Here is a 26,874-nt window from a genome sequence, read left to right as displayed (position 1 = left end):
TCGTTTATTCTATATCTAAATTACAAATATTTTACCAAAACACAATTAATGACTTTATGGCAGGAAAATGTTTTTTATCTTGTTGAAAATGACTAAGTTTGTTATTCTCAATTTTTTTTCATGAGTCCTGAAACCGCTACTTATATCGGCTATGCCGCTTCGCTTTTCATCGTTTTAAGTTTTATACTCAAAGATTTACGTAAAATCAGAATTGTCAATTTGATAGGCTGTATCTGTTTTGTCATCTACGGAGCTTTCAGCGGAATGCTCTGGCCGGTCATCATTCCCAATGCAATTATCTGTATTGTACAGCTGTATCATCTTCTGACCGAAAAAAAGAAATAATGACCCGCAAAAAAGTTTTGACTTCTGCATTCAGCAATCTTTATACCGATCAGAGAATCGAAAAAGTATGCAGAACACTGCATGAGAATGGATATGAAGTTGAGTTAATAGGCAATAACTGGGGTGGGGAAGAAGTAATGCAAAGGCCATATCCTTTTTCAAGGATTTCCTTAAGATCCGGAACACTCAAAACAGCTTATTTTGAGTTCAACTGGAAATTATACCGGCAGCTTAAAAAAAAGGCTGACAAAAATACCATTCTTCATGCCAATGATCTGGATGCGTTGCTCCCTAATTATCTTTTAGCCGGAAAGCTGAATATTCCACTGGTTTTTGACAGTCACGAAATATTTTCGGAAATGCCTGCAGTTCAGGGAAAGGTGTCTCAGAAGCTATGGCGATATCTTCAGAGGAAAATAATTCCACATTTACAGTTTATGATAACTGCGAGCGGAAGTTATGCTCAATGGTTTCAGAGAAAGTATGGAATTGTGGCAACAGTTGTTCAGAATGCTCCCAGAAAAACAGGTTTCTCAATAGAGATTCCTGAGAATGTTCCGAAAATCCTTCTATATCAGGGTGCCATCAATCCTTTCAGGGGGATTGACAAAGCCATTTTGGCCATGCATCATCTGGAAAATGTAATTTTTAAAATTGCCGGTGATGGACCGATGAAGAAAGAATATGAAGATTTGGTTATTAGGGAAAATCTTCAGGATAAAGTTCTGTTTTTAGGAAAACTGCTTCCGGACGATTTAAGGAAAATTACCGTCACTGCGGATGTAGGAATGAGTATTGAGGAAAACGGTGGCGAAAGTTATGAATTTTCACTTCCCAATAAAGTTTTAGACTGCATCCAGGCGAGGGTTCCTTTAATACTTTCTCCGCTTCCTGAAATGCTCAACATCAAAAGACAGTTTGATGTAGGGGAAGTCATCGTAAATCATCAGCCGGAAAATATTGCTGCAGCCATCAGCTTAATTTTAAATAAAGGGAGGTACAGTTATCAATCAGAATTACACGAAGCTTCTGATGCTCTTTGCTGGGAAAACGAAGAAATTAAACTGCTTGAAGTTTTTAAAAAAGCATCTGCATCTTTTAATGAATAAATAGTAAAAAGTATTTACAATCTTATTCTGAAAACCAATGGCAAAATAAGAGATTCTAAAAAGTTGTCCCTTTAGAAATTGAGTTCATCTTTATGATTAAAGCAGATGATTGTAAATGGTTTTCATTAAAATTATTTTTTTAAAATTGGCTATCTTTGCAGAAAGAATTTAGAAATGACGATTAAAGAAAATCAGAAGGAACTCATCGATGAATTTGCATTTCTGGAAGACTGGGAGCAAAAGTATGAATACATTATCGATCTGGGTAAAGAACTGAAAGGTCTGCCGGATGACCGGAAGACAGATGAAAACCTGATCAAAGGCTGTCAGAGTAAAGTATGGATTGATGCTGAATTTAAAGATGGAAAACTGTTTTTCAACGCAGATTCTGACGGAATTCTCCCAAAGGGAATCGTATCTCTGCTTGTCAGTATTTACAGCGGCCACTCAACCCAGGAAATTCTTGATTCGGATTTTGAATTTATTTCTGAAATCGGGCTGCAGGAATTTTTATCTCCTTCCAGAGCCAACGGGCTGATGGCAATGACCAAACAGATTAAATTTTACGCAGTCGCATACCAACTGAAATCTTAGTAGTGATCAGAATTTTAGCATACCGTTTTTCCGCTTTTGGCGATGTCGCTATGACAATGCCTGTTTTTCGTGAGTTTTTAGAACAGAATCCCAATGTGGAAATCATCATGGTTTCCAGGAATAATTTTAAAAGTCTTTTTTCGGACATCCCGAATATAATTTTTCACGGGATCAATCTTGATGATTATAAAGGTTTTCTGGGAATAAGACGCCTGGGAAAAGAATTGCTTAAAGAATATCAGCCTGATTACATTGCTGATCTTCATGATGTTATCCGATCAAAGATCTTAGATAAGATCTATGTAAGAAAAGGATTAAAGGTTTTTAAAATCAATAAAGGAAAAGAAGAAAAAGAAGAACTTACGGATGTTTGGAATTTAGAAAAAGAACAGTTAAAGAAAACCGTAGAACGGTATGCAGATGTTTTCCGCGAGATGGGTTTTCAATTGACGCTTTCTCACCAGTTAAGGCCACTCTGTAAAGAAAAATCAGGAGTCGGTTTTGCGCCTTTTGCACAGCATAAAGGGAAAATGCTTCCGCTGGAAAAATCTTTTGAGCTCGTCAAAATTTTAGCAAAAAAGCATACCGTTTATTTTTTTGGAGGTGGAGAAAAAGAAACGGAAACACTTGAAAGATGGGAAAATGAAATTCCAAATACAAAAAGCCGTGCGGGAAAACTTACTCTCTCAGAAGAGCTTAACGAAATTTCTCAACTTGAAGTGATGATTTCAATGGATTCAGCTAATATGCATTTAGCGAGCATTGTAGGAACCCGATGTGTTTCTGTATGGGGGTCCACGCATCCCTATGCCGGATTTCTCGGATTTGGTCAGAGTGAGAATGATGTTGTCCAGATCAATGATCTAACCTGCAGACCCTGTTCTGTTTTCGGGGATAAAGAATGCTACCGTGGAGACTGGGCATGTCTTGAAGAAATAAGTGTTCAGCAAATTATGGACAAAATATAATTCCAATGAAGCTTTCTGTCTGCATTCCGGTATATAATTTTGATGTCAGGGAGCTTGTTTTTGATCTTAAAGATGAAATACTTAATAAGAAGATTGACGCAGAAATTATTTTAATTGATGATGCTTCTGATACTTCATTCAATACAGTCAATAAAGAGCTTCAGAATAAAGTAAAAGACTTTGTTTTTCTCGAAAAAAATGTAGGCAGATCTAAAATCCGAAATCTTTTTTTAGAGTATGCCCAGGGCGATTACCTGCTTTTCCTGGATTGCGATGCTAAAATTGACAGCAAAAATTTTCTCAGTACTTATTTAGAGGAAATAACTCAAAATGATGAGGTAGAGGTTATCTATGGAAACTTCAGAGTTTCACCTTTATATGCTCAGAGTTTACGGAATAGATACTCCATTGAAAGAGAAATTTTCTCAGGCATCAGATCAACAGATTTTTCAGTTTTCAAAACCGTCAATTTTATCATTCAGAAAGAAACATTCCAAAAGTTTCCGTTTGATGAAGAACTGCTTCATTACGGATATGAAGATTATATTTTTGCAAAAAGGATGCAGTTGGCCAATGTGAGATTTTCAGCCATTGATAATCCTGTTATTCATGTTGACGGGACGGAAAATGCGATTTTTTTAGAGAAAACAGAAACGGCAATCCGCTCTTTATACCAGCTTTCTCAAAATCCTGAAAATCTGCCATACATTCAAGATCTTAAGGTCTTCTATGTGGCTCAAAAGCTGAAAAAAAAGAGACTGAGTAATGGATACCTTTTTTTCTATAATCTGATTGAAAAAAAACTGGTCAAAAATCTTCTTTCGGACCAACCGTATTTAAAAAATCTTGACCTGTATAAATTAGGATTGCTGCTGAGAAGAATGAGATAGGATTCTTGTCGTTGATTTTTTTAAGCTTTTTGCTTAGTCCCCAAGTTTAATATTGATCCACTGCAGCTTCGAGGTGTACGTGATAAATCATTTTTTCTCTTTAGACTGTCAAAACTTTTTGCTTAGTCCCCAAGTTTTGGTATTGATCCCAAAATCTCTGCAAACTCCTATGAATAGACATAAAATAAAAAAAACTCTCAGAATAATCTGAGAGTTTTTGTGGGCCCTGAGGGATTCGAACCCCCGACCCTCTGGGTGTAAACCAGATGCTCTGAACCAACTGAGCTAAGAGCCCTGAATTTTTTTGAAAGGTTTCAGTAAACCTTTGTGGGCCCTGAGGGATTCGAACCCCCGACCCTCTGGGTGTAAACCAGATGCTCTGAACCAACTGAGCTAAGAGCCCTAGACGATTTCTCGTTTTGAGTGGTGCAAATATACATACTTATTCTTTATCAGTCAAGTTTTTTTCTAAAAATTCTCCAACAACAAAGTTACTGCCGCCAATAAAAATCATTTCTTCCAGTGTAGCTTGTTGTTTAGCAGAAAGATAGGCTTCCTGCACTGAATCAAAAATTTTATAAATTATTTTTGCCCTGATGAGTAAATCTTCATATTCCTGAGGATGACGTCCCCTGTTGTTAGCCGGTTTTGCAAAATAAAACGCAGAATTTTCAGGAAGCAACGACATCACGTCGTCTATATTTTTATCATTGACGAACCCTAAAACGATATGTTTATATTTCGGAATCGAATTCAACTGGGCAAAAACATATTCCAGGCCGGCCTGATTGTGTGCCGTATCACAGATCGTCAGCGGATTTTGAGAAAACTCAAACCACCGTCCTATGAAACCGGTATTCTGATGAACGTTTAATAAACCTTTTTCAAGATTTTCCTGCGAAATTGTAACATCCAGTTTTCTCAGTTCTTCAACTAAGGCAATGACCACCCTGATATTCTTTACCTGATAATTGCCTTTGAGGTCTGATGTTAAATCTGTTTTTACCAAGGTGGCATCAATAAAATCTGTGTGTTCTTTCTCTGCTTTAGCAATAATAATGTTTCTGACAATTTCATTGTCATCCCCAAAAATCACTGGAACATCAGGTTTTATAATTCCTGCCTTTTCAAAAGCAATTTCTTCGATGCTGTTTCCCAGAATATTCTGATGATCCAGCTGTACATTGGTTATTGCGGAAATCAATGGCTTGATAATATTGGTAGAATCTAATCTTCCTCCAAGGCCAACCTCGATAATGGCAAAATCTACATTTTTACGGTAAAAATATTCGAAAGCCATAACGGTGGTAAATTCAAAAAATGATGGCGAGATATTTTCAGGTAATGCTTTGAACTTTTCGATAAATTGAAATACAAACTCTCTGTCGCAGTTTTCACCGTTTACTTTGATCCGTTCTGTGAAGTCAATAAGATGCGGCGAATTGTACAAACCAATAGTATATCCTGCTTCCTGAAGGACGGATGCCAGCATATTGCTTGTAGATCCTTTTCCATTGGTTCCGCCAATGTGAATACATTTTATCTTCTCCTGCGGATTACCGAAATAATCGCAAAGCCTGATAATGCTTTCAAGGCCGGGTTTGTAGGCTTTCTCTCCATCAATCTGGTAATTAGGGGTCTGAACGAAAAGCCATTCTACCGCTTTTTGATATTCTTCGTTTGTCATTTATTTTTTAGTAACTCTTTTAGAGTGGCAATCTGATCATCTTTGCTCTTTAAAAGACTTTCTAATATATCCTTAGGCATAGTAATATATTGTGGTTCTTTATAAGATTTTACGATCTGATCTAAATTTTGAGAATAGTTTTTATTCTTAGTTTCTCTTATTTCATCTACAGAGACTTTTAAAACGGCAGCAATTCTTTGCCATTCTTCATCAGAAATTGGTGAAAGGCCTCGTTCTTTTCTGGATAGTGTTGTCTGTTCCATTGCAATTTGTTGTGCAAGGTTTTTTTGAGTAAAGCCTTTGAGTCTCCTTGTGAAAATTAATTTTTCATACCTCATTGTAGTTGTGTTTGTATGACAAATATAAAAAATAATGGATAAATGTGAATACAACATATTATTATGCGCTAAAATGCTGTATATACTTGGTTTTGGAATTTAATTTACTGATTAATAATTGTTTACGTAATCTATAAAGGTGCGTGTTTTATTTCCTATGAAATATTATACTAAGATTTGTTCATACAAGGAAAAGTTTAGAATTTAGCAATTAAGAAAAATAAAAGTGCACGAAATGTTTTTAAGTGTAAAAGAAATAATTATTAATTTAAACATTCAAAAAAATGAATCTATCAAAATTAAAAGTAAAAGAATTAGATAAAAAAGAAATGGGAAAAATAAAAGGAGGTTTCTTTGGTCCATTTAGGGTGGGCCTAACCTTAAGTTACAGAAACTGGTTGTTACAGAATTCTGGTTCACATAAGATTCCTGAATGGTGTAATGCTTAATTTATCAATATGAGTGACTTATTAACAAATGTTATTTTAACTGTAGTCTTTGTTTTAACAGACTTAGTTTTGTATTTTTACCTGGCTACCAGGTATAAAACTTATAATCCGCTAAAGATTGCTAATCTTTGGATTAAAGAATATATGTAATCATAATTAAATAGTACAGAACTTATTTTTTTTCTGAAGGAGCCTAATCCAAGCTCTTGTAGTGCTTTTGTTTACACTATTTCAGGATTATCCACTTCAATTTATATCGGAAAAATTACCGATTATGTTCTGATATACGGAAACCTAAGATTGCTAAATCTGCTTTCAATCGGGATGATTGTAATTTTGTTGTTTCAAATTTTTATCGGTGCTATGAAATCCGTTTTGGTTTTACAAACTGGGCAGAAAATGGATAAACACTTGATTCTTGGATATTATAAACATCTCTTGAAACTTCCGCAGCGTTTTTTCGATACCATGAAAGTAGACGAGATTATTTCCCGAGTGAATGATGCCGTGAAAATTAGAACTTTCATTAATGATGTTGCGATACAGATTTTTGTGAATATTTTCATTGTCATTTTCTCATTAGCACTGATGTTCACAGTTATCCAAAAAGCCTTAGAAGAATTTAGAAATCAAGGAAAACCGTTGTCTTTATAGCTCATCAATTAAGAACAATTATCAATTCTGATGAAATTTTAGTCCTGCAAGACGGTAAACTTATCGAAAGAGGTAGCCACCAAGAATTAATTTCAATAGATTCTGCATACAAGCAAATGTGGGAGAAACAAAGTATTTCTTTACATTAATTTGTAACAAAAATTGAAATACATCGTCTAATGGAGAAAAGCAAATACTATCTACCTATGAAAAAAGTTTTGATGATTATTTTAGGATTGGCTGGTCTGGGTTTAAATGCTCAGAAAAAGTGGTCTTTGAGAGAATGTGTAGACTACGCTGTAGAGCATAATCTTCAGGTCATTCAAAATCAGTATTCAAAACAAATTCAGGATGTGAATCTGAAAATTGCCCAGAATAATTATCTGCCTTCAGTCTCTGCCAATATGGGAAACAGTGTAAGTTTCGGACAGGCATCTTTAGGGACGGGGAGTATCCGTAACGACAGGTTCAGCAATAATGCAAACCTCTCAGCTGATATCCTGCTGTACAACAACGGAAGACTGGAGAAGACTGTTAGAAAAACACAGTTCGATGTAGAGGCAAGCCAATATGATATTGAAACCATCAAAAATGATATTTCCCTGCAGATTGCTCAGCAGTACTTAACAACTTTACTGAATAAGGAAATTGTAAAAATTGCGCAGAGTGCTACTGAAAACGCAAAAAAACAGTTTGACAGGGCAAAAATTACAACACAGGTAGGAACAACTGCTCAAACCATAGTTGCGGAAGCAGAAGCTGCCTGGGCAAGAGAAAAACAAAACCTGAAAACAGCCGAAATCAATGTGGGGCGAAGTCTTTTTGCTCTTGCCCAACTTTTACAATTGCAGGATTATAAGGACTTTGATGTTGAAAATGTGGAAATCGGTGAACAGTTAAGTCCACAACTCATTTCTGTTGATGATGTGTTAAACACGGCTTATGAAAGCCAGCCACAGATCAAAGCAGCGGAAAGCAGAATCAAATCTGCAGTAGCTCAGACCGAGGTAACACGGACAGCATTCTGGCCAACCCTGACGGCAAGTGTAGGGATTGGGAGTTTTTATAATAATTTGCTGAATACGAATAATGTTGGAAATGAATTCTTCTATGTAGATGAAAGATCATTCTTCAGACAGTATAAAGATAATTTTGGTCAGCAGGGTGGAGTTTCGCTTAATATTCCTATTTTCAATAAAGGAATTACAAAACTGCAGGTAGAACAGTCAAAAATAAACGAAAACATCGCCAAAAACACTTTAGACCAGCAGAAGCAGACTGTTAGACAGAATGTGCAGAAAGCACAGTTTGATGTTGATGCCAACTATGAAGTATATCTTGCTGCTGTAGAAGCTGAGAAAAGCACTAAGCTTGCTATGGAATTTGCTGATAAAAGCTATGTTGCAGGAAGAGGAACGATTTATGATTTAAATATTGCCCGGAATAATTATGCGAATGCCCAGGGTTCGGTAGAACAGGCAAAGTATAACTATCTTTTCAGTCTTAAATTATTGAATTTCTATGCAGGAATTCCTTTAAGTTTGTAAAATGTCGATTCAGTCTTTAGAAAAATATCTTCCTCAAAATACAACTTCATATTTAAAAAATTGGTTTTCAGATTATTATATTCATATCAGAGTAACACGAAACCGAGATTCTAAGCTTGGAGATTACAGAAAACTTCGGGATCTGTCACATGAGATCAGTATCAATGGTACCCTGGCGCCACAGCTGTTTTTCTTTGTGTTGACGCACGAACTTGCCCATCTGATTGCCTTTGAGAAGTATGGCAGGAGAATTTCTCCTCATGGAAATGAATGGAAACATACATTCAGACTGATGCTGCTGGAAAGCCTGGACGTTTATGAAGATGACTTAAAACCAATTATTCTTAAATTTTCTAAGTCTCCGAAAGCCAATTTTATGGCAAGCCCCGATCTGGTAAAATATTTTCATGTTGAAAATCATGAAGATGATAAGGTATATATTGAACGGCTTATAAAAGGAGAGCGTTTCATTTATCGGGGCGATACGTATTTATTGGAAGGTCTGATTAAAAAAAACTATCTTTGTGTTAATCTGGCAACCGGAAGAAAGTATTCTTTCAGACCGTTGGCGAGAGTGAAAAAAATGTAGTTAAATATGTCAAAATCAGATCAGTACTGTGTCATTATGGCTGGGGGAATCGGCAGCAGATTCTGGCCTTTGAGCACTCAGAAATTCCCAAAACAATTTCAGGATATTTTAGGAACGGGTCGCACCATGATTCAGCAGACTTATGACAGGATAAGCAAAGTGATTCCCAATGAGAATATATTTGTTATTACCAATAAGGAATATGTTCATTTATCTCATCAACAGCTGCCTGAAATACCGGCAGAAAATGTTGTGGGTGAACCGCTCATGAAAAATACAGCAGCCTGTAATCTTTACATGGCCAATAAAATTGCTGAAGTGAATCCTGAAGCTACGATGATTATTCTTCCTGCAGATCATCTGATTTTAAAAGAGGAAACTTTCTTAGAGAAAGTGCAGTTGGCATTCAGTATTGCTTCATCACATGATTATCTGGTCACTTTAGGAATTACCCCTACCAGACCTGATACAGGGTACGGATATATTCAGTTTGTAGAAAATAAAGATTCTGAATATTATAAAGTAAAAACCTTCACTGAAAAACCTATTCTTGAAATTGCTAAAAGTTTCCTTGAAAGTGGGGACTTTCTGTGGAATGCGGGTATTTTTATCTGGAATGTCAATTCTATTCAAAAAGCTTTTGAAAGTTTTCTTCCCGAAATGACCCAGCAGTTTACAGTATGCGAATACAATGCAGAAACTGAAGCAGGATGTATTGAATCCATTTATCCCAAAATTCAGAAAATTTCTATTGATAACGGCATTCTGGAAAAAGCACAGAATGTATATGTAATTCCGGCTGATCTGGGATGGAGTGACCTGGGAACCTGGACTTCAGTTTTTGAAAACAGCGACAGAGATGAAGATGATAACGCAATCAATATAAAAACGGCGCAGACATATGATTCTACCGGCAATATTATTCATGTTAAAAATAATAAAGCAGTGGTCATAGACGGATTAAAAGATTTTATCGTTGTAGATACAGACAAAGTCTTAATGATTTGCCCGAGAGAGCATGACCAGCAGATCAAAGATTATGTCTTAGATTTAAAAAGCCTTAAAAAAGGCGAGAAGTACATGTAAATCCTACACGATGAAACGATATCAAAACCGTATTTTTCTTTTTTCTTTTCTTTTTCTGGGGATGGCTTTATTTTCCCAGACCAAAAAGAAATTTTCCAGTATTGATCATGTTTTAGCAAGGATTGTTCCCAATGATAAAGTTGATTTTTGGGCACTGGTTCATAACAGCTATGGTAAAAATAGGGAAATAAGAACTTCTGGAACAAAGAAAGATTACATGCCGCAGTTTTCCGGCTTTAATCTGATTCCCGCTGAAGAAGATAGTTTTTATTATATCGTTTATTCGGCAGGCAACACTCTTTATTATATCACAGAAACCAAAGATTTAAAAGATTTTTTGGGGAAAATCAACAATCCTGAAGAAGCCGCTTTATCTGCAGTTCTGGATGGATATATGATTGACGAGCAGTTTGTAGATGTTGCTGCCAATTATTATGAAGATAAAACCAATTACTATTTAGATCTGGGAAAGGTTACTTCAAAAGAGTGTCCTTATGAAAAAACCCATTTTACCTTGACGGTAAATAAATCTACAGGAACGGTTACCAATGTAAAGGACAACGGAACTTATATTCAGCTTTACAATAAAAAATGCGCTAATAATCCGAGACTTTTAAAAATAGAAAAGAAAGAAGAACCGAAAGATGAGCCAAAGAAAAGCCCAGTCAAAAAACGAAAGTAACATCTACGAAACTGAAAGACTGATCATTCGTCCTATGTCAGCAGACGATGCAGATCTGATTTTAGAACTGTATAACATGCCTAAATTCATCAGGTTTATCGGTGATCGTGATATTCGTTCTCTGGATGATGCTGAAAATTATATTAAAGCCAGATTTCTTCCTCAGTTTGAGAAATCAGGTTTCGAAAATTATGTGATTGTTTTAAAAGAAGGAAATGTCAAAATCGGTGGAGTAGGAATTTTTGAAAGAGAAGGCTTAGATATCGTTGATATCGGTTTTTCCGTTTTGGAAAGATTTGAAGGCAAAGGTTATATGTTTGAAGCTGCCCAAAAAGTAAAATCGATCGGTATGGATGAATTTGGACTGAATAAAATCTCAGCGATTACTGTAAAAAATAATTTTTCTTCTCAGAAATTAATCGAAAAGTTGGGGTTGAAATTTCAGAAATATATTACGCTTCCTAATGAAGATGAAGAACTGATGTATTATGAAACTGAAGATTAAACAAAAAGCAGACAAATATTTTCACTGATAAACCCAGTGATTTCTATATCATCGGTGAAAATATTTGTGCAGTTTATATTTAAAATCAGCCTTCTAAAATCTGTTCAGCTGCAGTTTTCGAAGTTACCTTTTCGATCACCCTTGTGCAGATTCCTTTTTCATCGAAAATAAATGTAGTTCTTACGATTCCCATATATGTTTTTCCAAAAGTCTTTTTCTCCTGCCAAACCCCGAATTTCTCTATAATATCGTGGTTTTCATCGGCAATCAGATCATAAGGAAAGGAAAATTTATGATGAAAATTCTTTTGCTTTTTTACCGTATCTCCACTGATTCCCAAAAGCTGAAACCCTGCTTTCTCTAACTGTGAATAATGATCGCTGAGGTTACAGGCTTCAACGGTACAGGTCGGCGTATTGGCTTGTGGATAAAAGAAAATAACCGATTTCTTTCCAATTAATTTTTCCGAATTTATGGTTTCTCCATCCTGATTGATTCCTTCAAAACTAGGTAATTTGTCTCCAACTTTCAGCATAATGATTTATTTTTGTTCAAATTTAATGGTTACATGACAAAAAAGCAAAGAGCAGAGCTTATTCAGATAGAATTAGAAAAATTATATCCCACAGTTCCTATTCCTTTGGAGCATACAGATCCTTTTACTTTGATGGTTGCGGTGGCCCTTTCTGCGCAAACGACCGATAAAAAAGTGAATCAGGTAACGCCGGAGCTTTTCGCTGTAGCGGGAACGCCGCAAAGAATGGCAAAACTTGAAGAGTTCCAGATTAAAGAACTCATTAAAGAAATCGGACTTTCCAATACGAAAGCCAAAAATCTGAAAAGAATGGCGGAGCTGCTTTTGGAACGACACAACGGAATTGTTCCGCAAACTTACGAAGAACTGGAAGCGCTTCCCGGAGTGGGTCACAAAACCGCATCTGTGGTGATGAGCCAGGGTTTTGGATTTCCTGCATTTCCCGTCGATACCCATATTCACCGTTTAATGATTCAATGGAAATTAACATCAGGAAAAAATGTTGTAGAAACAGAGAAAGACGCTAAAAATCTCTGGAAAGAAGAGGTTTGGAATAAACTTCACCTTCAGATTATTTTCTACGGACGAGAATATTCGCCGGCAAGAGGGAGGGGAGAGAAGGATTTTATTACCAAAATGCTGTTTGAGAAATAATAAGATTTTTTTAGTATTCTTAAACTCCCCTCACTTCCAAGGGATGGGAGTTTAAGAATGCAGGTTTTAAAAATTTATTCCACATCCAACAATCTCCTGTGATAATTGATCTGCCCCAAATGATAACTCAAATGTCCAAACAAATGTATCAGAAAATATTCCGTTGTCATTGGGTATTCTAAAGGTTCAACAGGATATTGCTTTGCCAGATCTTCGTCAGAGAGTTGACCAAGTGTGGAAATAATGACATCTGAGGTTTCTGAAATCTGCTTAATGAGTTCAGATTTTAGAATGTTTTTTAATGAAAATTCTTCTTCACGATTTCTTACATATCCCGAATTTCCTAAAATTGCTCCGAAGAAATATTTTAGATTTCCAACCAGATGAAGGCAAAGATTTCCTCCCGAATTTAAAATGTCTTTATCTGTTTTCCACAGAGATTCTTCGCTTTGATAAGATTCGATTTCTGTTTTCAATTTATATAAATCTCTGATGAAAAGGGATTTTAAAGATTCTGTTATCATTTTTATAGTTTTGTCTAATTTTGACTTCCTTTTAAATCATTTGGTATATCATAAAACTTTCTTAGACCCCTGATTCTTCTTATAGATCTACTTCTGTTTTTTCGCCCAAAGCTCCATCTTCCTGTTCAGCACATCCAATGGAAGGCAGCCCTGACTTAAAAGTTCATCATGAAATTTCGACAAACTAAATTTCTTTCCCAATTGTTTTTGATACTGGTCTCTCAGTTCACGGATTCTCAAAGAACCGATTTTGTAGCCTAAAGCCTGTCCGGGCATTGCCATATACCTTTCAACTTCTGCAGTTGCTCCGGCTTCGTCATAAGAAATATTGTTCAGGAAATAAGTAATTGCCTCCTCTCTCGTCATGGTTCCGGTATGGATTCCTGTATCGACGACTAATCTTACGGCTCTCAGCATCTGATCACTTAAATAACCCATTTTTTGGTAAGGATCTGTATATAATCCGAATTCAGGACCTAAAGTTTCACAATAATGTGCCCAGCCTTCACCATACGCCCCGAACCAGCCGAATCTCATGAATTTTGGAAGTTTCATGTTTTCCTGCTGAAGAGAAACCTGGTAATGATGGCCGGGTATTGCCTCATGCAGGAAAAGTGATTCCATTCCCGAAGTCACATTGAATTTCGAAGGATCAGGAAGCGGAATATAAAAAATCCCCGATCTCTTCCCGTCAGGAGTCCCCTGGATATATTCTGCGCTCGCACTTGCTTCTCTGAACTTTTCGGTCTGTCTGATTTCAAATCTGGTCTTCGGTGTTACACTGAACATGGTTTTCAGCTTCGGAGTGATCTTTGCTAAAATTCCGTTGAAACCGTCTAAAACTTCCTTGGACGTTTTGTAAGGCATTGCTTTAGGGTCTGTCTTTACAGAACTGATAAATTCTTCCAACGTTCCTGTAAACCCAACCTGCTGTTTTACTTTTTCCATTTCAGCACGCAGCATTGCCACCTGCTGTTGTCCGGTTCTGTTGATTTCTTCAGGAGTTTTATTAGTCGTTGTCCAGCTTTTTACATAATACCTGTAGATGTTTTCTCCTTTGGGAAGACTGTTGTAACCATCTGTTTCTCTGGATTTAGGCAGGTATTCCTTTTCCAGGAATTCACCCATTTTTATATATGCAGGAATGATGTTTTTAGCCACAGCCTCTTTATACAGCTGCGTAAACTTTTCCTTTTGGGGCGCTGTGAAATCTTTAGGGAAATTTTTTACAGGACCGGAAAAAATATTTTTATCAAAATCTGAAGTAGTGATTTCCTCGGCCTTCATTTGTGGAATCATCTTAAGAACCAGTTTTCTAGGAAGAACAATTTTATTCGTCATTCCTTCCCTGAAACTCTCTGTAGCAGCATTCATCCAATCCGGGAATTTCTCCATTCTTTTCAACCAGTCTTCATAATCTTTCTCAGTGTTGAACGGCTGGCTTCCCTGACCGCTCCCATACAGCGGAAAATTTAACGGCAACCCGGTAAACTGGCTGAAGGGAATATATTCAGGGTGATAGGCGTACGCTTCAATTTTATCTTTCAGGGTATAATCCAGGACATCATACACGACCTTATCTTCATCTGTAAGGTTTTTGTAATCAACATTTTCCAACTGGGTCTGCACCGAATGATAAAAAGCAATCTCGCCTGAAATAAAATCTTTGTCAATATTGATAGGCAGCTGGTCATTATATCGTAAATCTCCCTGCGAAGTAGCTTCCAAAGGATACAGTTTGAGGTACTGTTCATAATAATTGGCAGCAATCGAATCCAGATTGGTCGGTGTGATTTTCGTCAAAGGAGAATCTGTTTTTCTGCATGAAGCAAGGCTTATCAGTAAACCGAGGCCCAGTATGGATTTTGATATCATGTTTTTCATTTGAAATCTTTAAAACACAAAAATAGCTAATATAAGAATAGGATGCTTTTGAAGATCGCTATTTATAAAAAATAATTTTGAAAATATTTTAAACATTCATACAATTTTTTATCTTTGCCTAAAGCGTTTAACTATCATACTATTACAGTTCTTTTTTAAGAAATAATGAAAGGGATTTTAAAAATTTACCATCCGGACGAAACATTGAAGTACAATATAAAAAGCACTTACTGCAAGGCTGTTTATAGTAATCAAGAGCATTTTTTGGAAGTTGAAATCATTACCGATGACGGTCTTGATCATGTGGATGATGATTCTTTACAGTACAATTTTCCTCAACTTCTGCTTCAGGTTAATGATTTTCCGATCGATTCTCCGGAAATTGAAGGGAAGTCCTTCTCAATTAATGATTCTGAGGATGAAGTATTTACAGAAGTTGATCTGTTTGATGATGAAGAAGCATTCATTTATGACAACGAACTTCTTTTTGACCAGAATGAGCAGGGCGAATTACAGGTAGTCTGGAAAGGGAATATCGACGATTTTTATACAGGATCAGACAACCCGCTGCCATTCAGGCTGAAATGTGAATTCACACCGGACGAAATCATTGTAGACGAAGACTGATCGTTTCCCGATACCATTTGTAATTTCTTTTCAGATATATTTTTGGAAAGAAATTTGCTGTTTTTGGGAAGGATGTATATTTTAAAGTCATATTTTAAGCTTATTTTAAGATACAAATTGATAATATTCCTTTATTTTTGTCGTTTAAAATCATTATAAATAAACTAATTGATGCTGTTAACGGAACTTACTCAGATTTTATTTGCACAGGTTGCTGCACCCAATGTGGTTGCTGAAAAACTTGAATTTTCATTTTGGGATATCCTGTTTCACGGGGGAGCTTTTGCTAAAATAGTAATGGCTACCGTTCTCACACTTGGAGTCTTCTCGGTTTATCTTTTCTTTGAACGATTTTTCTATATCAGGAGGATGACGACAAAAACAGATTCAAACTTCATGAACAATATTGAAGACTTCATCAGAGACGGGAAGATCGACGCAGCGGCAGATTACTGCAAAACACAGAATTCTCCTGAATCCAGAATTCTGGAAAAGGGAATTTCAAGACTGGGAAGACCGGTTTCTGATATCGTAAGTGCAATGGAATCACAGGCACAGATTGAGGTTGCTAATATGGAAAAAAACCTAAACCTTTTGGCAGTAGTACCAAGTATTGCACCGATGCTGGGACTTTTGGGAACCGTGATCGGAATGATCATCGCTTTCTTTGACCTGTCACATGCAGAAGGTGCGTTTTCCCCGAAAACATTATCTGAAGGTATTTATACGGCATTAGGGCAGACGGCTGTTGGTTTGGCAGTAGCAATTCCGGCCAACTTTTTCTACAATATTTTACTGACAAGAATTGATAAGTTTGTTTTGAGAACACAGAATGTTTCAGGAGAATTTTTAGATATTATCAATAAACCTTTATAATTGCTGACAGATGAAAATTCAGAGAAGAAATAAGGCACATCCGGAATTCAGTTTAGCGGCAATGACTGATGTTATTTTGCTGATGCTGATCTTTTTTATGATCACCTCTTCGGCAGCCAACCAAAGTGCTATTGATGTAAAACTTCCTCAGACAGGAAGTGTTGAAGACAACATTCCGAATCCGATGACGGTCAGTGTAAAACCTGACGGTTCTTATTACGTTGATGATAAACCGGTTGCGAGAGAGCTTGTAGAGCAGACTATTGTCAGTGATCTTCAAAGTAAATCTGCAAAATCATTTACCATCAGAGCAGACGAAAGCACGATGCATAAAGATGTGGTTTTCTTAATGGAAATCGCAGAGAAACATAAATTGAATATTGCCATTGCAACGGTAAAAGAATAATTGCGAAAACAATGTTCTACTGTCTGGTTACAGATAGTAAATACTTCTGCAGATGCATTGTAAAAGATATCTTTTTAGTTTCATCAAAAATAAGGTGAGTATTCCTGACAGAAAGCAGGCTCAATGCATCAGGGAAATAATTTTAACTGTAATTAGAGAGACCAACAAATCAAAATGAGAGGTTACACGATCAACAGAGAAGAAGAAAAAAGAGATAAACTGAAAAGTGCTGTACTTTCTGCACTTATTTGGTCTGCTATTCTGTTATTCGTCTTCATCTATAAAATGAAACCTTCAGAGCGTCCGAAAGAAACTGAAGTGGTAACGACCATGCTCGTCAATTTCGGAGATAACAGAAATGGAGCAGGAATAGAAGAACCGGCAAATCAGGAAGGCAGTTTAGCAGCGCAGGCTGAGGAGAATGCACCCGAAACGGTAGAAAATACAGTTGCAGAACCTAAAACAGTAATTACTCCGGAACCAAAACCGGAAGCAAAAAAAACAGAGGTAAAAGATAAAATCATTACCGGAAACAACTCTAAGGTTACAGTTCCGAAAAAGGAAGATTCGAAAAACGATAAAAAATCAGCTGCCAGTTCGACAACAAAGACGAAGGCTAAAAATTCTGCCACTACTGCCAACTCAAAAACAGGAAATGGTGATGGAAAAGGGACTGCGGCCATTGGTAATTTAATTAAAGGCCGTGGAACAAAAGCCGGAAGCCAGGGAACGGGCGACGGTATCGGTAATAATGGAGATCCTTTAGGAGGCGACGGAAATGGAGACAGTAAAGTAGGGATCGACAGAAGATTGGTCGGATATATCCCCGGAACAATGGGAAGAGGTGGAGCACAGCCCAGTCACAGCTGTAATGCAAGCGGTTCCATCACTATATCGTATACAGTGGATAAGGCAGGAAATGTTTCATCTGCCAGAAGGGCAGGAGGTGTTTCTGATCCCTGTGTAGTGTCAACCTCAGTCAGCTGGGTAAAGAAATATGTGAAGGCCGAGAGAGCCAGTGTATCATCTACAGGCAGTTACAGCATTACATTCTGAAAATACAAAAGCACTTTATTCAAGTGCTTTTTTTATTTGATAGATAATCGCAAAACCTTAACCGGTGTTTGCCCGGAAATTATTTCTTTGAGATTTCATTAATTCTGTTGATCACAGGAAGTGCAAAAATTCCGCTGGTTTGCAAATATAACTCGTAGAATGTTTTCCCTTTGTCAAGATAGTCATCGTTCTTTTCTCCTTTACCTGTGTAGTAGAAGAGGTTTCCGAGCATTTCGTAATAATCTTTGTGATCTCTTTCCTGCCTTTCGCTGACGATTGCGATGATTTCTTCCTTTGATTTTGATGAAAGTTCTTTAAAATCAATCTTAAAGATGTCTTTCATTAAAGAATCAAAATCAAGTTCCTTCTGCATCAGGCTCTCTTCAGGTTTGTCTAAAATCAGTTTCTCCAAAGCCTGGGTAAGCTGACGTATTAATCGTAGGGTAAATTCTTTATCTGTAATCATAAGTTTTGTATTTATATTTTATGGTGGCTTCGAGGGCCTCAGCCACCGGGTTTGTTGTTGAATGTCAGTTTGAAGATAGTGTTTTTGTAGTTTATTGATGGTGGCTTCGAGAGCCTCAGCCACCGGTTTTGTTGGGCCTCAGCTACCGGGCTGGTTAAGATGTTTTTTTAGTTCATTAATGCTTGCTAAAGGTTTTGTCGAACAGTCGCTGAGAGCTATCAAAGGTTGTTGACTGAAGCTCCCGAACGGTGGCTGAGGCTCTCGAAGCCTGGTGGCTTGATGCTACCGAACGGTGGCTGAAGTTTTCAAAGATGGTTATTTTATGTTTTGAGTATGGATAGCTGATGCTCTCGAACGTTGGCTGATGCTCCCGAACGGTGGCTGAGGCTCTCGAAGCCACGTTAAGCGAAAAACAGATACGCTAGTCCAATCGCAGTAATCACGCCCACAAGATCAGCCAATAACATAGCAATTACCGTATATCTTGTATTCTTGACAGCAACAGCCCCAAAATAAACAGCAATCACGTAAAACGTTGTATCTGAACTTCCCTGGAGAACTGCGGCCAATTTTCCCTGAAAGCTGTCTGCTCCGAAGGTTGCCATGGTATCAACCATCATTCCGCGGGCTCCTGAGCCGGATAGGGGCTTGATTAATGCAGTCGGAAGACCGTCCACAAACCGTGCGTCTAAGTTTGCAATATCAGCAACCCATTTCATTCCGTCAATGATGACGTCAAAGACTCCTGACGTTCTTAATAACGATATAGCGATAAGCATTCCGACCAGATAAGGAATAATCTTCACACAAGTCCAGAAGCCTTCTTTTGCGCCTTCAATAAATGCATCAAAGACATTGATTTTTTTATAGACTGCACCGAGAACGATTGCGAGGAAGATAAAAAGAATCAATCCGTTGCTTAAAACTTTGCTGAAGTCATCAAGCTCGTTCTTGCTCAGCTGAACCAAATAAACCACCAACAGTGCGATTAATGCCGAAATTCCTCCTACATACGCTAAAACCACAGGTTTTAATAAATTTATTTTCTGATACAGAGAAACAATGATCATTGCTGACAGAGTCGCTGCAAATGTTGCAATCATGCAAGGCAGAAAAATATCCGTTGGTGTCTTTGAACCCATCGAGGCTCTGATCGCAATGATCGAAACAGGAATAAGGGTCATTCCCCCGGCGTGAAGGCAGAGAAACATGATCTGTGAATTACTGGCCGTTTCCTTATCAGGATTCAGCGTCTGTAAACTTTCCATGGCCTTTAAGCCGAACGGTGTTGCAGCATTATCCAAACCTAAAAGGTTGGCACTGAAATTCATCAGCATATGGCCAAAAGCAGGATGGTTTTTAGGGATTTCAGGAAATAATTTTGAGAAAAACGGCTGTATCAGACGGCTGAGGAGATTAATTCCTCCTGCCTTTTCAGCAATGCTCATAAACCCCATAAAAAGAGTCATGATTCCAACCAGGCCAAGGCAGATTTTTACCGCTGTTTCAGAAGTTCCGATCACACCGTCCGCTTCCTGAACGCGATACACCTGTACATTCTGTTGTAAAGAATCGGTTTTGTAATGAATTCTGCTGTCTGCAAAATCAGGTTTTTTCATCAGGCTGTCTCTGACAACAGGCGGAAGCGTACCGATATTTTGAGTTGCAACCTTTACCGTATCACCACCTTTTCCTACCACCATATCATTAAAAATGGTTTTATAGTGGCTTGACGAAATGTATTTTATACTTGCAATGGCAATGGCGATGATAATGAAAGCCGACCAAATTCTGCTGAGAACCATTTGATTAAATTAATTGTTTAAACTTACTTAAAAATATTTTAAACTGCAAAAGCTCTGATTTAATATAGGAGATACTTTGGATTTAAAAATTAAAAATTTAAAGATTGAATGATTTAAAAATTTAAGGATTGAATGATTTAGAGATTTAAAGGTTGGAAATAGTAGGAAAGATGCTCAGAAAAAAATCTTCGACTTTTAAAACTAAAACTGAGTCATTTTTCATCCAGATAAACAAGTTCTCCTACGAAATCATCATCCAGGTTTTTCAAAACTTTTGCATTGGCTGTCTTCTTCTGTAATGCTTCAATAAAGAAATTTTTCTCAAAAAACTGACGGTGGATTCCCGGTAAAAGTTCCATGAAATAATCCATACCTACTTTGTTGTTGTGAAGATCCATCTTAGTTTCCAAAGGCTCATTGGGAAATAATTCTTCATGCAGATCAGTAATTTTTTTGCAGAAATCAAAAGCTTTTTCCGGAGAAGAAACTTTACTGCAGTACATCATGATCAGGCAGCACCAGAGTGAATGTCTGAAGGCATTTCCTTCACCGTTTTTAGATGCCGTTTTAGGATAAAGTCTTTGGGCTATTGAAAAAGCTTTTACAGTTGCATAAAAACTGAGTACTGAAAAAAGAGGATGGGGTAAAACAGCAGATAAGAGTGTAAGAATTTTCTTAAAACTCATGCTTCTTATGGTGTTGAAAATTACTTTAAAAGTCCTCATAATGTTGCTTTTGGCAATTTTTTAGCTTAGAATCAAGCTGTGTTTCTTTTAAAAGAGAATGTTTACTCAAACAAAAATCTCTCCCGGGTAGAGAGAGACTGTATGTTTTTTATTATAAAGGTTAAGCCTTTACAGTTAATAAATTAACGGTCTTGGAAACAACTTCTTTGATTTCGGTTCTTTTTACAATGAAATCAACAAATCCTTTTTCTTTAAGGAATTCAGAAGTCTGGAAGCCTTCCGGCAGGTCTCGGCCAATGGTTTCCCTGATTACTCTCGGTCCTGCAAATCCGATCAGTGCTTTAGGTTCAGCCATAATAATATCGGCTGTCATGGCAAATGATGCGGTAATTCCACCGAAAGTAGGATCACATAGGTAAGCGATATATAAAAGCCCTGCCTCTGACAGTTGAGCCAGTTTCGCCTGTACCTTTGCCAGCTGCATTAAAGAGTAGGTAGCTTCCTGCATTCTTGCTCCTCCTGACTGGCAGATGATCATGTACGGAAGTCTTTTCTCTATACAGTAATCAATAGCTCTTCTGATTTTTTCACCCATCACAGAACCTAATGATCCTCCGATGAAAGCAAAATCCATACATGAAACCACCATTTCGGTTCCGTTCACGTTTCCTGTTGCATTCCGGATCGAATCAGTAAGTTTTGTTTTTGCTTTTACTTCCTTTAAACGGTCTGTGTAAGACTTGGTATCTTTGAAGCTGAGGATATCAATACTTTCGACATTCGCATCAAGCTCAGTAAATTTTCCTTCGTCAAAAAGGATATCAAAAAACTCTGCACTTCCTATTCTTACATGAAATCCGTCTTCAGGAGAAACATAGTTGTTTTTCTTCAGTTCGTCGTGTTCCACTACTTTTCCTGACGGAGTCTGGTGCCAGAGCCCTTTCGGAACATCTTTTTTCTCATCCGTTGAAGTCGTGATATTTTGTGCTTTTCTTTTAAACCAGTCGAATGCCATATTTATATAATTGATATATGATAAATGATAAAAGATGAAGAAAGCGGTTTGTAATATTACTTATCATTCATCTTTTATCAGTTATAATTTATTTAAGCGTATTTACGTTGTTTAAATCTTCAAATGCTCTCACCAATCTTTTAGAGAAAGTTTCCTCACCTTTTCTTACCCATACTCTTGGGTCATAGAATTTTTTGTTCGGTTTTTCCTCTCCGTCCGGATTTCCGATCTGGGTTCTCAGATATTCTACATGATCTACCATATAATCTCTGATACCTTCTGTGTAAGCGAACTGAAGATCTGTATCAATGTTCATCTTAATCACTCCGTAATCAATTGCTTCTCTGATTTCTTCTAAAGTAGAACCTGAACCACCGTGGAATACAAAATTGATAGGCTTGTCAGCTGTTCCGAATTTCTCCTGAACAAATTTCTGTGAATTATCTAAGATTTTTGGAGTAAGAACTACATTTCCTGATTTGTACACTCCATGTACGTTTCCGAAAGCGGCTGCAATAGTGAAATTGTCAGAGATTGCCTTCAGCTTTTCGTAGGTGTAGGCTACATCTTCAGGTTGAGTATATAATTTAGAATTGTCAATATCAGAATTATCAACACCGTCTTCCTCTCCTCCTGTTACACCGATCTCAACTTCTAAAGTCATCTGCATTTTTGCCATTCTTTCGAAATATTCAGCAGAGATCTCAAGGTTTTCTTCCAGTGATTCTTCAGAAAGGTCAAGCATGTGAGAAGAATAAAGAGATTTTCCTGTCTGTCTGAAGAATTCTTCATTAGCCTCCATTAAACCGTCGATCCATGGCAATAATTTTTTTGCGGCATGATCTGTATGTAAAATTACCGTAGCTCCGTAAGCTTCAGCAAGGGTGTGGATATGTCTCGCTCCGGCAATACCACCTAAAATAGCTGATTTCTGAGCGTCATTGCTGAGTCCTTTTCCAGCGTTGAAAGATGCTCCGCCATTAGAAAACTGAATAATTACAGGCGAGTTTAATTTTGCTGCAGTTTCCATTACTGCGTTGACGTTACTAGAACCGATAACGTTCACTGCAGGCAATGCAAATTTGTTTTCTTTTGCATGTTGAAAAATATCTGTAACTAACTGACCTGTGGCAACTCCTGCCGGGAAAATTCTGCTCATGTTTTACTTTTTATAAAATATTAAGGTATTTTTGAAAATTCTTGTAAAGGTAATCAATTTTGAGAAATTACTAATTTCTTTTATCTCTCCCCCAAAGTAGCTTTTGACGGATGGTTTCATAGAAACTTAAATTATTGGGCTGTACCAGTAACAGTTGGAAAGCTGCTTTTTTAATTACGATTTCCTTATCGGTTTCAATATGGATCAGTCTTGAATCTAAAGAAAGGGAATATTGGGGAACCCTGCTTTCTACTTTAAACTTTATTTCCACTTTGTCGTTGACCACCAGTGGTCTCACATTAAGGTTGTGCGGTGCAATGGGGGTAATTACGAAGTTCTCATTATTCGGAGAGATGATGGGACCGCCACAACTCAGAGAGTAAGCCGTAGATCCGGTCGGTGTGGAGACAATTACGCCGTCTCCCCAGAAAACATTCAGAAATTCATTATTGATGTAAGAATCTACCGTCACCATTGAGGTTGTTTCCTTTCTGGAAATCGTCACATCATTTAAAGCATACGGGAAAAATTCATCAGATTTTGGAGAAACCACTTCGATCACAGACCGACGGCTGGTTTTTACATCACCTTTTAAAATAGAATCCAGTGCTTTGAAAGCTTCTTCTTTGGTAAAACTCGCCAAAAAGCCGAGTCTTCCTGTATTTACTCCTACAACCGGAATTTCAAGATCTTCTATGAAAGTTAATGAGTTGACGATCGTGCCGTCACCACCAAAAGTGAAGAACAGGTCAACTTCCTTATCAATCAGATCCTGTTTGGTGCCGAACGTTTCAAAAATTTTGGAAAACTGCAGTCCTTCAGCCATTTCATCAAATAAAACAGATTTTACCCCTCTGCTTTCCAGTTCTGAAATAAATTTGCTTAAATATAAAAAAGTATCAAGATCTTTTTTCTGAGAATATATGGCTGCCTTCATGTTATATTTCGATAAATTTTTGTAAAAAACCTAAACGGTCTTTGAAAAGATCTGTTTTGTCATCAGAATAATACTTTTCTACAATCCTGTAGTCATAACGGTCAAATGTAGCATCGATTGAAGCTAAATTTTCGTTGCTGACTTTAAGGGTAATGTGGATTACCTCATCGGACATGAAACTGATAAATCCACCGTAGAATTTGGAATTGTTGCTTTCAACGATGTTGGCAATTTCTGTCATGGAATATTTTCTTGCCGGAGTTTCTACAGTGAGAATAGCACCGGTTTCAGAAAACAGAGGATATTTTGAAAAGGTCTGAAAGACATCATCACAACAGATGTATCCCAGGTATTTTTCATTTTTATTGATCACGGGAATTACGTTGGCATTGAAGGTATAGAACAGTCTGATGCTGTCCATAATATTATGATCTTCCAATATTGCAAACCGCTCGATCTGATGTTCAAGATTTTTCAGCGTTCCTTCCTCTTCGTAAAGAAAATCTTTGGCGATAGCTCCGTAAAAGTGATGTGATTTTTTGATGAAAATATGGGTATATCCAAATGCTTCTAAGGTTTCTCTAGCTGATTCGATAGAGTCAGTCAGATGAAAACACGGAAAATCTTTTGAGATATAGTCCTTGATAAACATTGTGCTAATTTATAAAATTTTAAATGAAACCTTCCTCTAAAATAGAAGTTATTTTTTATAAAAATAAAAAAACGGATTCAAAAATTTGTTCGTAAACAAATTTGAAGTATCTTTGTCGCCTTTCATTTTTACTTTTTATTAGATTTATTTCAAACTGCACTGTCTCAGACAGACGCAGTTTTTTGTTTTATAGACCTTTACGGCCTTTTTTAACGATATTCTCTGCTTAGAATTCTTTAATTTCTTTGAGCGCCCGAAAAGTTTACTGCTTTTAATTTTACAGATTAAAAATTTATTGAATCCATCATAATCAAATTAAAACCTGAGATAAAAGCACTCCACTTAAAATGATCTCAGAAAAATAAATTAAAAATAACGGTTTATTTTAATCCTAAAGCTTTTGCAAACTCCCACATGACAATTCCTCCGCAGACACTGACATTTAAAGAATGTTTGGTTCCCAACTGTGGAATTTCAATAAAAGAATTGATGTCCTGTAAAACTTCGTCACTGATTCCTTCCACTTCGTTCCCTAAAATCACTGCGTATTTCTTTGTTTTGTCAATGCTGAAATTTGTAATCATTGTACTGTTGGTCGTCTGTTCGATTCCTACAACTTCAAAACCTGCATCTTTCAATTCCTTTACAGCATCGCTGATGTTCTGTTCATAATTCCAGTCTACACTTTCCGTTGCTCCCAATGCTGCTTTATGAATTTCGCGGTGCGGAGGCTGTGGTGTAATACCGCATAAAATAATTTTCTGAATCAAAAAGGCATCTGCCGTTCTGAAAGTAGCTCCGACATTATGCATGCTTCTTATATTATCCAAAACAACGACCAACGGGATTTTTTCCACTTTTTTAAAAGTCTCCACATCGATTCTGTTAAGCTCTTCCAGTTTTAATTTATTTACCAAAATAATTTGTTTACTTCTTATTATAATTTACGATTTCTTCATGACGGGCGGATTTAAAAACGGCCGTTAATTTCTACTTTTTAAGGCTCATGATCTGATGAACGTTTTTTTCAATATTCTGGGCGATTGTTTCCATCGGAATATCATTTTCATCATTATTAAAAGGATCTTCTATTTCTTCTGCAATCAATTCAAGACTCATCAGGACGTAAAATACAAAAACAGTCAGCGGAATCATAAAAAGTCCGAGATTGATAACATAAGCAATAGGCAGGGCCAGAACATATAAAATGATGAATTTTTTTATAAATGACGAATACGAATAAGGAATCGGTGTGTTCTTAATTCTTTCACAGCCGCCGCAAACGTCAAGGAAGCCTGTGATCTGGGTGTCCAGATACAGAATTTCCACATCAGAAATCTTCCCTTCTTTTTTTAACTGATACAGTTTGTGGGTCAGAAGATTGATCAGATCAGTCGGACCGTGGTGTTTAAGTGATTTTTCAATTTCAGAATAATCTTCATCCAAAGCGAGTCTGGTAGATTCCTTTGACAGATGTTTGGCTAAAAAGTGAGGGAAATATTTAAGGTATCTTGCAATCTGATCAGCTGATTTTCTGTCGTCTGCAAGAATTATATTGATTTTTACAGCGAAGTTTCTTGTGTCATTTACCAGCTTTCCCCAGAGTTTTCTGCCTTCCCACCATCTGTCATAAGCAGTATTGGTCCTGAATACCAGTAAAAGTGATAAAACAAAACCGAGTAGCGAATGAATCATCCCGACATTGCTGACCTTGGATTTTGTTGTCAGATGCAGATATTCAATTTCAAGATATTGGATTCCGTAAGAATAGACTGCTACCAGGAGCATTGTTGGGAAAAGTATTTTCAACGTATCACTTTTGTGTAGGCTGACCAATATTTTCAGGAAATTTTTGGTGTTGTAAACTCTCATGGTTTTTGTCTGTCATGCAAAGATAAAATATTCGGTTTATTCTTTTTCGCAGAAATTTTTAAAATGTGTAATCTGACTGTGCGTCCCGCAGATGAAGAATGGGTTTTTGTTAAATGCTTATTGTTAACTTATAAGTAGCGTAGACAAGATGGATGACTGTGATGGTATTTCTGGTTAAACGAAATATCCCCTGTATTCAAATTAGAATTGACGGTAAAAAGACTTTGTATTTCATTAAGATTAAGAAAACATAAAATTGTACAGTAAAATTTAATGT

At 36.9% G+C, this 26,874-nt stretch carries 30 protein-coding genes, 2 tRNA genes and 1 pseudogene; 17 read left to right on the top strand and 16 right to left on the bottom strand.

The window, feature by feature from the left end; translation table 11 throughout:
- Nucleotides 1–120 precede the first annotated feature (120 nt).
- From AC2A07_RS01450 to AC2A07_RS01430, 5 genes are all read left to right on the top strand, one after another.
- The gene (locus AC2A07_RS01450) at nt 121–345 is read left to right on the top strand and encodes a uroporphyrinogen decarboxylase (RefSeq protein WP_484048881.1); all 225 of its coding nucleotides are present in this window, start codon (nt 121–123) and stop codon (nt 343–345) included.
- The gene (locus AC2A07_RS01445) at nt 345–1,454 is read left to right on the top strand and encodes a glycosyltransferase family 4 protein (protein ID WP_484048880.1); all 1,110 of its coding nucleotides are present in this window, start codon (nt 345–347) and stop codon (nt 1,452–1,454) included. Before AC2A07_RS01450 ends, AC2A07_RS01445 begins: the two co-directional genes overlap by 1 nt.
- A 174-nt stretch (nt 1,455–1,628) precedes the next feature.
- Entirely contained in the window at nt 1,629–2,048 is a 420-nt protein-coding gene (locus AC2A07_RS01440; protein WP_314499180.1) for a SufE family protein, read from the top strand.
- A gap of 5 nt (nt 2,049–2,053) precedes the next feature.
- The gene (locus tag AC2A07_RS01435; protein ID WP_484048925.1) at nt 2,054–3,016 is read left to right on the top strand and encodes a glycosyltransferase family 9 protein; all 963 of its coding nucleotides are present in this window, start codon (nt 2,054–2,056) and stop codon (nt 3,014–3,016) included.
- 5 nt (nt 3,017–3,021) lie between these two features.
- A complete protein-coding gene (locus AC2A07_RS01430) occupies nt 3,022–3,906 on the top strand; it encodes a glycosyltransferase family 2 protein (protein ID WP_484048879.1) in 885 nt (294 codons plus the stop codon).
- 220 nt (nt 3,907–4,126) lie between these two features.
- Here the strand turns inward: AC2A07_RS01430 and AC2A07_RS01425 are convergent.
- The 4 genes from AC2A07_RS01425 to AC2A07_RS01410 form a co-directional block, all read right to left on the bottom strand.
- A tRNA-Val gene (locus AC2A07_RS01425) sits at nt 4,127–4,201 on the bottom strand.
- A 33-nt stretch (nt 4,202–4,234) separates the two neighbouring features.
- A tRNA-Val gene (locus tag AC2A07_RS01420) sits at nt 4,235–4,309 on the bottom strand.
- A 39-nt stretch (nt 4,310–4,348) separates the two neighbouring features.
- Entirely contained in the window at nt 4,349–5,593 is a 1,245-nt protein-coding gene (locus AC2A07_RS01415; protein WP_484048878.1) for a bifunctional folylpolyglutamate synthase/dihydrofolate synthase, read from the bottom strand.
- Complete coding sequence (locus AC2A07_RS01410; RefSeq protein WP_314499189.1) at nt 5,590–5,931, bottom strand: helix-turn-helix transcriptional regulator; 342 nt, start codon at nt 5,929–5,931, stop codon at nt 5,590–5,592. Before AC2A07_RS01410 ends, AC2A07_RS01415 begins: the two co-directional genes overlap by 4 nt.
- 284 nt (nt 5,932–6,215) lie before the next feature.
- Here AC2A07_RS01410 and AC2A07_RS01405 point away from each other — a divergent pair, with 284 nt between their 5' ends.
- The 7 genes and pseudogenes from AC2A07_RS01405 to AC2A07_RS01375 all read left to right on the top strand — a co-directional run bounded on the left by AC2A07_RS01405 (nt 6,216) and on the right by AC2A07_RS01375 (nt 11,443).
- Nucleotides 6,216–6,380 carry a hypothetical protein gene (locus tag AC2A07_RS01405; protein WP_484048877.1) on the top strand — a complete coding sequence of 55 codons (165 nt, stop codon included), beginning with the start codon at nt 6,216–6,218 and terminating at the stop codon, nt 6,378–6,380.
- Between the two features lie 213 nt (nt 6,381–6,593).
- A pseudogene (locus AC2A07_RS01400) lies at nt 6,594–6,989 on the top strand (ABC transporter transmembrane domain-containing protein); the annotation flags it as partial.
- 251 nt (nt 6,990–7,240) lie between these two features.
- Nucleotides 7,241–8,581: a TolC family protein gene (locus AC2A07_RS01395; RefSeq protein WP_314499236.1), complete on the top strand. Its 1,341-nt coding sequence runs from the start codon at nt 7,241–7,243 to the stop codon at nt 8,579–8,581.
- A gap of 1 nt (nt 8,582) precedes the next feature.
- Nucleotides 8,583–9,170, top strand: a complete 588-nt coding sequence (locus AC2A07_RS01390; RefSeq protein WP_484048876.1) for a SprT-like domain-containing protein — start codon at nt 8,583–8,585, stop codon at nt 9,168–9,170.
- A gap of 6 nt (nt 9,171–9,176) precedes the next feature.
- Nucleotides 9,177–10,256, top strand: a complete 1,080-nt coding sequence (locus tag AC2A07_RS01385; protein ID WP_484048875.1) for a mannose-1-phosphate guanylyltransferase — start codon at nt 9,177–9,179, stop codon at nt 10,254–10,256.
- A 10-nt stretch (nt 10,257–10,266) separates the two neighbouring features.
- The gene (locus tag AC2A07_RS01380) at nt 10,267–10,938 is read left to right on the top strand and encodes a hypothetical protein (RefSeq protein WP_484048874.1); all 672 of its coding nucleotides are present in this window, start codon (nt 10,267–10,269) and stop codon (nt 10,936–10,938) included.
- Nucleotides 10,901–11,443: a GNAT family N-acetyltransferase gene (locus tag AC2A07_RS01375; protein ID WP_484048873.1), complete on the top strand. Its 543-nt coding sequence runs from the start codon at nt 10,901–10,903 to the stop codon at nt 11,441–11,443. Before AC2A07_RS01380 ends, AC2A07_RS01375 begins: the two co-directional genes overlap by 38 nt.
- 85 nt (nt 11,444–11,528) lie before the next feature.
- Here AC2A07_RS01375 and bcp read toward each other — a convergent pair whose 3' ends face one another.
- Nucleotides 11,529–11,978 (bottom strand): thioredoxin-dependent thiol peroxidase, encoded by a 450-nt coding sequence (gene bcp / locus AC2A07_RS01370; protein ID WP_484048872.1) that lies wholly within the window; start codon nt 11,976–11,978, stop codon nt 11,529–11,531.
- Nucleotides 11,979–12,011: 33 nt separating this feature from the next.
- On the opposite strand from bcp, the gene AC2A07_RS01365 reads away from it, so the two are divergent.
- Nucleotides 12,012–12,632, top strand: coding sequence for an endonuclease III (locus tag AC2A07_RS01365; RefSeq protein ID WP_314499206.1), 621 nt, complete (start codon nt 12,012–12,014; stop codon nt 12,630–12,632).
- 74 nt (nt 12,633–12,706) lie between these two features.
- Here the strand turns inward: AC2A07_RS01365 and AC2A07_RS01360 are convergent, their stop codons facing one another.
- Together AC2A07_RS01360 and AC2A07_RS01355 are read right to left on the bottom strand one after the other, a co-directional pair.
- Nucleotides 12,707–13,156, bottom strand: a complete 450-nt coding sequence (locus AC2A07_RS01360; RefSeq protein WP_484048871.1) for a DinB family protein — start codon at nt 13,154–13,156, stop codon at nt 12,707–12,709.
- A gap of 87 nt (nt 13,157–13,243) precedes the next feature.
- Complete coding sequence (locus AC2A07_RS01355) at nt 13,244–15,040, bottom strand: DUF885 domain-containing protein (protein WP_484048870.1); 1,797 nt, start codon at nt 15,038–15,040, stop codon at nt 13,244–13,246.
- A 165-nt stretch (nt 15,041–15,205) separates the two neighbouring features.
- Between AC2A07_RS01355 and AC2A07_RS01350 the strand changes: the two genes are divergently transcribed.
- From AC2A07_RS01350 to AC2A07_RS01335, 4 genes are all read left to right on the top strand, one after another.
- Nucleotides 15,206–15,667 carry a hypothetical protein gene (locus AC2A07_RS01350; protein ID WP_314493408.1) on the top strand — a complete coding sequence of 154 codons (462 nt, stop codon included), beginning with the start codon at nt 15,206–15,208 and terminating at the stop codon, nt 15,665–15,667.
- A 171-nt stretch (nt 15,668–15,838) separates the two neighbouring features.
- Complete coding sequence (locus AC2A07_RS01345; protein ID WP_314493406.1) at nt 15,839–16,543, top strand: MotA/TolQ/ExbB proton channel family protein; 705 nt, start codon at nt 15,839–15,841, stop codon at nt 16,541–16,543.
- Nucleotides 16,544–16,553: 10 nt separating this feature from the next.
- The gene (locus tag AC2A07_RS01340; RefSeq protein WP_129535430.1) at nt 16,554–16,949 is read left to right on the top strand and encodes an ExbD/TolR family protein; all 396 of its coding nucleotides are present in this window, start codon (nt 16,554–16,556) and stop codon (nt 16,947–16,949) included.
- 174 nt (nt 16,950–17,123) lie between these two features.
- The gene (locus tag AC2A07_RS01335) at nt 17,124–18,005 is read left to right on the top strand and encodes a ferric siderophore ABC transporter substrate-binding protein (protein ID WP_484048869.1); all 882 of its coding nucleotides are present in this window, start codon (nt 17,124–17,126) and stop codon (nt 18,003–18,005) included.
- A gap of 79 nt (nt 18,006–18,084) precedes the next feature.
- On the opposite strand, the gene AC2A07_RS01330 is transcribed toward AC2A07_RS01335, so the two are convergent.
- The 9 genes from AC2A07_RS01330 to AC2A07_RS01290 form a co-directional block, all read right to left on the bottom strand.
- Complete coding sequence (locus AC2A07_RS01330) at nt 18,085–18,471, bottom strand: hypothetical protein (protein ID WP_484048868.1); 387 nt, start codon at nt 18,469–18,471, stop codon at nt 18,085–18,087.
- A gap of 401 nt (nt 18,472–18,872) precedes the next feature.
- Nucleotides 18,873–20,276, bottom strand: a complete 1,404-nt coding sequence (locus tag AC2A07_RS01325; RefSeq protein WP_484048867.1) for a nucleoside recognition domain-containing protein — start codon at nt 20,274–20,276, stop codon at nt 18,873–18,875.
- Nucleotides 20,277–20,488: 212 nt separating this feature from the next.
- Nucleotides 20,489–21,001 carry a DUF6973 domain-containing protein gene (locus tag AC2A07_RS01320; protein WP_484048866.1) on the bottom strand — a complete coding sequence of 171 codons (513 nt, stop codon included), beginning with the start codon at nt 20,999–21,001 and terminating at the stop codon, nt 20,489–20,491.
- 121 nt (nt 21,002–21,122) lie between these two features.
- Nucleotides 21,123–21,977: an acetyl-CoA carboxylase, carboxyltransferase subunit beta gene (gene accD / locus AC2A07_RS01315; protein ID WP_484048865.1), complete on the bottom strand. Its 855-nt coding sequence runs from the start codon at nt 21,975–21,977 to the stop codon at nt 21,123–21,125.
- An 88-nt stretch (nt 21,978–22,065) separates the two neighbouring features.
- Nucleotides 22,066–23,136: a class II fructose-bisphosphate aldolase gene (gene fbaA / locus AC2A07_RS01310; RefSeq protein WP_484048864.1), complete on the bottom strand. Its 1,071-nt coding sequence runs from the start codon at nt 23,134–23,136 to the stop codon at nt 22,066–22,068.
- A gap of 70 nt (nt 23,137–23,206) precedes the next feature.
- Nucleotides 23,207–24,073, bottom strand: a complete 867-nt coding sequence (locus AC2A07_RS01305; RefSeq protein WP_314493390.1) for an NAD kinase — start codon at nt 24,071–24,073, stop codon at nt 23,207–23,209.
- Between the two features lies 1 nt (nt 24,074).
- A complete protein-coding gene (locus tag AC2A07_RS01300) occupies nt 24,075–24,725 on the bottom strand; it encodes a CBS domain-containing protein (RefSeq protein ID WP_484048863.1) in 651 nt (216 codons plus the stop codon).
- Between the two features lie 380 nt (nt 24,726–25,105).
- On the bottom strand, nt 25,106–25,642 hold the full coding sequence (locus AC2A07_RS01295) for an RNA methyltransferase (RefSeq protein WP_484048862.1): 537 nt from the start codon (nt 25,640–25,642) through the stop codon (nt 25,106–25,108).
- 73 nt (nt 25,643–25,715) lie between these two features.
- Nucleotides 25,716–26,597: a bestrophin family protein gene (locus AC2A07_RS01290; protein ID WP_484048861.1), complete on the bottom strand. Its 882-nt coding sequence runs from the start codon at nt 26,595–26,597 to the stop codon at nt 25,716–25,718.
- Nucleotides 26,598–26,874: the final 277 nt, after the last annotated feature.

Source organism: Chryseobacterium sp. HNCC26DJ238 (genome assembly GCF_057180465.1).
This window is presented reverse-complemented; position numbering and strand designations above follow the sequence as displayed.

What these genes read in the sequence shown, in the direction of transcription:
- AC2A07_RS01345 (WP_314493406.1), top strand. Translation starts at nt 15,839, where the DNA reads ATGCTGTTAACGGAACTTACTCAGATTTTATTTGCACAGGTTGCTGCA.
- AC2A07_RS01375 (WP_484048873.1), top strand. Translation starts at nt 10,901, where the DNA reads ATGAGCCAAAGAAAAGCCCAGTCAAAAAACGAAAGTAACATCTACGAA.
- AC2A07_RS01360 (WP_484048871.1), bottom strand. Translation starts at nt 13,156, where the DNA reads ATGATAACAGAATCTTTAAAATCCCTTTTCATCAGAGATTTATATAAA.
- AC2A07_RS01385 (WP_484048875.1), top strand. Translation starts at nt 9,177, where the DNA reads ATGTCAAAATCAGATCAGTACTGTGTCATTATGGCTGGGGGAATCGGC.
- AC2A07_RS01320 (WP_484048866.1), bottom strand. Translation starts at nt 21,001, where the DNA reads ATGAGGACTTTTAAAGTAATTTTCAACACCATAAGAAGCATGAGTTTT.
- AC2A07_RS01325 (WP_484048867.1), bottom strand. Translation starts at nt 20,276, where the DNA reads ATGGTTCTCAGCAGAATTTGGTCGGCTTTCATTATCATCGCCATTGCC.
- AC2A07_RS01305 (WP_314493390.1), bottom strand. Translation starts at nt 24,073, where the DNA reads ATGAAGGCAGCCATATATTCTCAGAAAAAAGATCTTGATACTTTTTTA.
- AC2A07_RS01340 (WP_129535430.1), top strand. Translation starts at nt 16,554, where the DNA reads ATGAAAATTCAGAGAAGAAATAAGGCACATCCGGAATTCAGTTTAGCG.
- AC2A07_RS01290 (WP_484048861.1), bottom strand. Translation starts at nt 26,597, where the DNA reads ATGAGAGTTTACAACACCAAAAATTTCCTGAAAATATTGGTCAGCCTA.
- AC2A07_RS01300 (WP_484048863.1), bottom strand. Translation starts at nt 24,725, where the DNA reads ATGTTTATCAAGGACTATATCTCAAAAGATTTTCCGTGTTTTCATCTG.
- AC2A07_RS01430 (WP_484048879.1), top strand. Translation starts at nt 3,022, where the DNA reads ATGAAGCTTTCTGTCTGCATTCCGGTATATAATTTTGATGTCAGGGAG.
- AC2A07_RS01390 (WP_484048876.1), top strand. Translation starts at nt 8,583, where the DNA reads ATGTCGATTCAGTCTTTAGAAAAATATCTTCCTCAAAATACAACTTCA.
- fbaA (WP_484048864.1), bottom strand. Translation starts at nt 23,136, where the DNA reads ATGAGCAGAATTTTCCCGGCAGGAGTTGCCACAGGTCAGTTAGTTACA.
- AC2A07_RS01365 (WP_314499206.1), top strand. Translation starts at nt 12,012, where the DNA reads ATGACAAAAAAGCAAAGAGCAGAGCTTATTCAGATAGAATTAGAAAAA.
- bcp (WP_484048872.1), bottom strand. Translation starts at nt 11,978, where the DNA reads ATGCTGAAAGTTGGAGACAAATTACCTAGTTTTGAAGGAATCAATCAG.
- AC2A07_RS01355 (WP_484048870.1), bottom strand. Translation starts at nt 15,040, where the DNA reads ATGAAAAACATGATATCAAAATCCATACTGGGCCTCGGTTTACTGATA.
- AC2A07_RS01415 (WP_484048878.1), bottom strand. Translation starts at nt 5,593, where the DNA reads ATGACAAACGAAGAATATCAAAAAGCGGTAGAATGGCTTTTCGTTCAG.
- AC2A07_RS01335 (WP_484048869.1), top strand. Translation starts at nt 17,124, where the DNA reads ATGAGAGGTTACACGATCAACAGAGAAGAAGAAAAAAGAGATAAACTG.
- AC2A07_RS01440 (WP_314499180.1), top strand. Translation starts at nt 1,629, where the DNA reads ATGACGATTAAAGAAAATCAGAAGGAACTCATCGATGAATTTGCATTT.
- AC2A07_RS01405 (WP_484048877.1), top strand. Translation starts at nt 6,216, where the DNA reads ATGAATCTATCAAAATTAAAAGTAAAAGAATTAGATAAAAAAGAAATG.
- accD (WP_484048865.1), bottom strand. Translation starts at nt 21,977, where the DNA reads ATGGCATTCGACTGGTTTAAAAGAAAAGCACAAAATATCACGACTTCA.
- AC2A07_RS01445 (WP_484048880.1), top strand. Translation starts at nt 345, where the DNA reads ATGACCCGCAAAAAAGTTTTGACTTCTGCATTCAGCAATCTTTATACC.
- AC2A07_RS01350 (WP_314493408.1), top strand. Translation starts at nt 15,206, where the DNA reads ATGAAAGGGATTTTAAAAATTTACCATCCGGACGAAACATTGAAGTAC.
- AC2A07_RS01380 (WP_484048874.1), top strand. Translation starts at nt 10,267, where the DNA reads ATGAAACGATATCAAAACCGTATTTTTCTTTTTTCTTTTCTTTTTCTG.
- AC2A07_RS01330 (WP_484048868.1), bottom strand. Translation starts at nt 18,471, where the DNA reads ATGATTACAGATAAAGAATTTACCCTACGATTAATACGTCAGCTTACC.
- AC2A07_RS01450 (WP_484048881.1), top strand. Translation starts at nt 121, where the DNA reads ATGAGTCCTGAAACCGCTACTTATATCGGCTATGCCGCTTCGCTTTTC.
- AC2A07_RS01410 (WP_314499189.1), bottom strand. Translation starts at nt 5,931, where the DNA reads ATGAGGTATGAAAAATTAATTTTCACAAGGAGACTCAAAGGCTTTACT.
- AC2A07_RS01395 (WP_314499236.1), top strand. Translation starts at nt 7,241, where the DNA reads ATGAAAAAAGTTTTGATGATTATTTTAGGATTGGCTGGTCTGGGTTTA.